The organism is Aeromicrobium sp., assembly GCF_047606445.1.
Classification (GTDB): Bacteria; Actinomycetota; Actinomycetes; order Propionibacteriales; family Nocardioidaceae; genus Aeromicrobium.
Map to the genome: position 1 here is coordinate 1 of NZ_JASGEK010000045.1, position 4512 is coordinate 4512.

3 protein-coding genes are annotated in these 4512 nt (G+C 68.6%); all 3 read right to left on the reverse strand.

Going from position 1 to position 4512, the window contains the following annotated elements; genetic code table 11:
• Positions 1-103 precede the first annotated feature (103 nt).
• The 3 genes from QM621_RS09130 to QM621_RS09140 all read right to left on the reverse strand — a co-directional run bounded on the left by QM621_RS09130 (position 104) and on the right by QM621_RS09140 (position 4507).
• Positions 104-2428, reverse strand: coding sequence for an excinuclease ABC subunit UvrA (locus tag QM621_RS09130; protein WP_414990065.1), 2325 nt, complete (start codon positions 2426-2428; stop codon positions 104-106).
• Positions 2429-2446: 18 nt separating this feature from the next.
• A complete protein-coding gene (locus QM621_RS09135) occupies positions 2447-2578 on the reverse strand; it encodes a hypothetical protein (protein WP_414990066.1) in 132 nt (43 codons plus the stop codon).
• A gap of 513 nt (positions 2579-3091) precedes the next feature.
• Positions 3092-4507: a vWA domain-containing protein gene (locus tag QM621_RS09140; RefSeq protein ID WP_414990067.1), complete on the reverse strand. Its 1416-nt coding sequence runs from the start codon at positions 4505-4507 to the stop codon at positions 3092-3094.
• Between the last annotated feature and the right edge of the window lie 5 nt (positions 4508-4512).

Here is a 4512-nt window from a genome sequence, read left to right on the forward strand (position 1 = left end):
TCGATGAACGCGACACCTTGACCAACACCTCACGCTGGGAGGCGGAGACCTTCAAGGGGGCTGCCGGAGAACGCATGCTCCATCCTACAACACAAACAGATACCTATTTGCGAGCCACACCACTAGCGCCTCGCTCGGTCGCGACGGACAGCGCTTGGCCAGTCAGCGACTGGTCGCAGGCCATGACCTCGGCGGGCGGTCCGGCGACGACGAGGCGCCCGCCGTCGCTGCCCGCGCCGGGGCCGATGTCGATGACGTGGTCGCAGCGCGCGACGACCCGCAGGTTGTGCTCGACCACGACGAGCGTGGCGCCGGCGTCGACCAGTTCGGCGAAGAGCGTGGTGATCCGGTCGACGTCGTTCGGGTGCAGGCCGGTCGTCGGCTCGTCGAGCACGATCCTCTCGGCGCTGAGGTCGCCCGCCTGGCTGAGGTGACGGGCTAGCAGGAGCCGCTGCCGCTCGCCGCCGGAGAAGGTGTCGAGCGACTGGCCGACGGCGATGTAGTCGAGGCCGACGCGCTCCAGCCAGTCCATGCGTCGCGCGATGTCGGGGTGGCCGTCGGAGAAGACCTCGCGCACCTGGGCCGGCGGCATGCGCAGCACGTCGGCGACGGACCGGCCGTCGAGGGTGGCGGCGAGGGTCGTCTCGTTGAACCGCTCGCCGCCGCACTCGTCGCAGGGGGTGGCGACGTCGTCGAGGAAGGCCAGCTCGGTGGTGATGTGGCCCTTGCCCTTGCAGGCCGGGCAGGCTCCGGCGGAGTTGAAGCTGAACCACGACGGCGCGAGCCCGGTGGCCGCCGCGAAGGCCTCCCGCACCTCGTCGGCGACGCCGAGCACGCTGAGCGAGGTCGACCGGACGCCGCCGCGCAGGGGGTCCTGCCCGACGACGGCGAACCCGGGGTGCTGGCGCGGCAGCTCGACGGTCGCCAGCGAGCTCTTGCCCGACCCGGCCACGCCCGTCACCGCCGTCAGCACGCCGAGCGGCACCTCGACGTCGAAGCCGGTGAGGTTGTGCGCGGTGGCGTGCTCGACGCGCACCGTCCCCCGGGCCGCGCGGACGTCGGTCCGCACGACCAGCGGCCGCGCCAGCAGCCGTCCGGTCAGAGTGTCGCCGCCGCGCAACTCCTCCGGGGTGCCTTCGAAGCACACCCGTCCGCCCCGGGCGCCCGCGCCGGGCCCCATGTCGATCACATGGTCGGCGACCCCGATCACCTGCGGATGATGCTCGACCACCAGCACCGTGTTGCCCGCGTCGCGCAGCCGTAAGAGCAGCTGGTTGAGCCGGTGCACGTCGACCGGATGCAGACCCGTGGACGGCTCGTCGAAGACATAGGTGACGTCGGTGAGCGCGCTGCCGAGATGCCGGACGATCTTGACCCGCTGCGCCTCGCCGCCGGACAGCGTGCCGGACTGCCGGTCGAGCGAGAGGTAGCCGAGGCCCACCGACCGCAAGGCGTCGAGCGTGCGAGTGATCCCGTCGAGCGCGGGCGCGACCCGCGGGTCGTCCATCGCCGCGACGACCTCCCGCAGCCTCGCGACCGACAGGGCCGACCAGTCGACGATGGAGCGTCCGTCGATCAGGCTCGCCCGGGCCGCCTCGTTGACCCGCGCGCCGTGGCAGTCGGGGCATTCGCGCTCCGACAGCAGCCGGTCGAGCTCGGCGCGCACCGGCGGGGAGATCTTCGACGGCCGGTTCTTGATGTAGACGTCGCGCATGCGGGTGACGACCCCGTCGAAGCGGGCGGTCTTCGGGAAGCGCGGGTCGGGGTTCGGCAACTTCAGTTGGTCGGCGTAGAGGAAGGAGTCCATCTCCTCCGGCGTGTAGTCGCGCAGCGGCTTCGAACGGTCGAACAGGCCGCAGTAGGCGAAACGCTTCCACCGGTAGACGCCGGGCCGGAACTGGCTGAACCGCACCGGCCCCTCGTCGATGCTCTTGTCGAGGTCGATCAGCTCCTCGACGTCGATGTCGACGACCGTGCCGAGCCCCTCGCAGCGCGGGCACATGCCCGACGGGTCGTTGAAGGAGTAGGCCGGCGAGTACCCGGCCGACGGCTCGCCGATCCGCGAGAAGACGAGCCGCAGCAGCGGGGCGAGGTCGGAGGCGGTGGCGACCGTCGAGCGGGCGTTGCCGGTGAAGCGCCGCTGGTCGATGAGCGCGGTGAAGGTCAGCCCCGACATCGACGCGACGTCCGGCGCGGGCATCTGCGGCAGCCGGTTGCGCACGAACACCGGGTAGGAGTCGTTGACGAGCCGTTGCGCCTCGGCGGCGATGGTGTCGAGCACGAGCGACGACTTGCCCGACCCGGACACCCCGGTCACCACCGTCAGCGCCTGTTTCGGCGCCTCGACGGACACGTGGCGCAGGTTGTTCGTACAGGCGTCGACCACGCCGATGACGTCGTTCTCACGGGTGGCGACACGGCCTGTCATGGCGTCATCGTAGAAGGGTCAGTCGGCGAACTCCACGTCGAACGTCTGCGTGCCGAGGTCGGCGGGCTTGCTGTCGCCCATGTTCTTGACCGCTCCCGAGGCCGCGGCCGTCAAGGAGAACTCCCGCAGGTCGGCAGGGACCTCCAGCACCGCCTGGCCTTTCTCGCTCGGATCGACGACTGTCTCGACGGCCGCGCCATCGATCGCCGTCGGCGAGTTCTTCGGACAGGTGCTGGGTGAAGCGGACCGACTCGATCGTCGGGTCGTCGGAGACGCCTCCACCGACCGAGACCGTCGACCGGTCGAACAAGAGCGAGAGGGCGAGGTCCTGGGTCAGCTCGGTCAATCGACTGTCCTCATCGACCTCTCCTCGACCGTCGTCACCGAGCGAGGCCGTCAGCTCACGGCCGTCGACAGCCAGCACGAGTTCGGCGTCCTCGGTCGCGGAGATCAGAAAGGTGTCGCTGAGATCGTCGGTCTCCTCCGCGTCGATCACCGTGGTGCGCTGAACGGCAGCAGCCACGGGCACCGTCTCCGAAGCGGCCGACCGGCTCGACATGTCCCGCGTCGCGCTCTCACGCGTGCCCAACGGACACGCGGCGGTGTCCCCGGCTCTCGCCCTGCGGCCGGGGTACCCCAAGGCGCATAACGGCGGGGAAGAATTCACCCGACGTACGGGACCGGATCCCACTCAGCGCCGTTCGAGTCCTCCGGATTCCAGCACTCATCAACACCCAACGCTCCGGGTGGCCAACGGACGTCCCGCAGGTCCTGGCATTCGATCGGGATCTGCCCGCCGCTCGGCAATATCTCCCACGCACCCGAGGCATTGGACAAGAACCATTCTCCGCCGTCGTTAAAAAAAGAATAGTCGACGATTGCGTAGCCATCTGAGTAGTAGCCCTTGACCGACAGACTAATTTCTGCTGATTGACCTTCACTACCGTTACCGGCTGCATCTTCAAGACCTGCCTCAACCAATTCAATAACGAAATCCTTGAAGTCCTGAGAAGCACCCGTGATCTGCTCAGCGTCGTTCCGGTCGTAGACATCGACAGGCGGGTCGAAGAGGTACTCCTCTCCCTCCCGTTCGGGCAGGCAGAGGCAGAGGATGATCCGGGTGATCTCACCCGCCAACTCCCCCGCAGCCTTGGGCTTGTAGGCGATCTCATAACCCGTCCCGAGATCCGCGTCGACCTCGTACACCACCGTGTCCTCCTCCGTCGGCACCGACGGGCTGTCGGCCAGCCCGTACAAGGCCTCCGCCTCGGCGATGTCGTCGCCGATCCCCACACCATCGATCGTCCGCATATCCTCACTATCGGAGACCACCTGAGTGAGCACACCATCGGTGAACACCAGCGTGCAGTCCACATAGACCACCTCCACCGTCCCCGACGCGGCCACCTCGCCCAGTTCCTCGCCCGCCGCCTCCGCCGCCAACGTCGCCTCCACCACCGTCATCCCCGGCCTCACACCCCGATACCCCGACGGCTGCATCGTCGACGCCGCCCACTCCGGATCCAACACCGCCGGCAACCGCGCCTCCAACTGAGCCGGATTCGCCGCATCCAACGCCAACCCACCGGTCTTCTCCGCCACACAATCAAGCTGCTCCGTCGCGACCGCGTTCCCCGCCGTCTTGAACCCCACCGTGTGCACCGTGACCCCCTTCAAGGACTCGGCCACCTCGCACGGGTCCTCGCCCAGACCCTGAGCACCGCAATGATCCTCGCCGTCGGACACGATCACGATCGCCCGATCGCCCTCGTCCGGAAGCTCAGCGGCGGCCGTCCGCAACGCCTTGCCCATCGGCGTGAAACCACGCGGCTCCACCTCGCCGACCGTCGAGACGTAGTCGTCCTTGTCCAACGGACCAAGCTCGACCAGCGTCGACACGTCCTCACAACCCGCCTCCAACTCCCCGTCCGACGTGCCCGTCCCCGTCCCGTACACCACCAGACCCAGCTCATGGGACTCCGGCAACGCCTCCACCAACGACGTCACCGCCGCCCGAGCCGCCTCGAAACGCACACCCGGCGCGTCGTCGGCCAACATCGACGCCGACGCGTCCAACACGACCA